This window comes from Mesorhizobium sp. M4B.F.Ca.ET.089.01.1.1 (assembly GCF_004022605.1).
GTDB lineage: Bacteria > Pseudomonadota > Alphaproteobacteria > Rhizobiales > Rhizobiaceae > Mesorhizobium > Mesorhizobium abyssinicae.
In genome coordinates this window covers 1-703 of the sequence record NZ_RZOS01001108.1, presented here as the reverse complement: position 1 = coordinate 703, position 703 = coordinate 1, and the positions used below count along the sequence as shown (strand labels likewise).

The following is a 703-nucleotide window of genomic DNA, read 5'->3' as shown; positions in this document are numbered from 1 at the left end:
CACGGCTCCGCCTGCGAGAACTATGCCGACATTGAGATCCCGATCTATGCCGTGGGCGGTTGGGTCGATGGCTATCCCAACCCGATCTTTCGGCTGCTGGAGAGGCTGCCCGGCAAGCGTAAGGGCCTCATCGGGCCGTGGGGACACAAATATCCCCATTTCGCCATGCCGGGGCCGCGGATCGGCTTCCTGCAGGAATGTCTTCGCTGGTGGGATCAGTATCTGAAGGGGATCGACACCGGGATAGAGGACGAGCCGATGCTGCGGGCTTGGATCCAGCAGCCTGCAAGACCAGCGCCGATCTATGACGAGCGTCCCGGCCGCTGGGTTGCGGAACCGTGTTGGCCAGGACCGGGCTTGAAGGAACGGGTGTTGCATCTTGCACCGTACCGGCTGAGCGAAACAAAGGGCAAGGACGAGGTGAAGACGATCTGCTCGCCGCAGACAGCAGGCCTGTCCTCTGGCGCCTGGTGCGGATATGGCACCATGCCGACGCAGCCAGTCGACCAGCGGACCGAGGAAGGCAATGCGCTGATCTTCGAGACGGAGCCGCTCACCGAGGCGGTGGAGATCCTGGGATTTCCGGAATTCGAGGTTACGCTCGCCTCCGACAAGCCCACCGCGCTTCTTTCGGCCACGCTGTCGCAGGTCTTTCCTGATGGTGCGGCCTCCAGGGTGAGCTACGGCATCCTCAACCTTAGCC

At 62.9% G+C, this 703-nt stretch carries 1 protein-coding gene; it reads left to right on the top strand.

The annotated features are described in order from the left end of the window. On the top strand, window positions 1–703 hold a 703-nt coding region (locus tag EN780_RS36285), incomplete at both ends, for a CocE/NonD family hydrolase (RefSeq protein WP_128276598.1).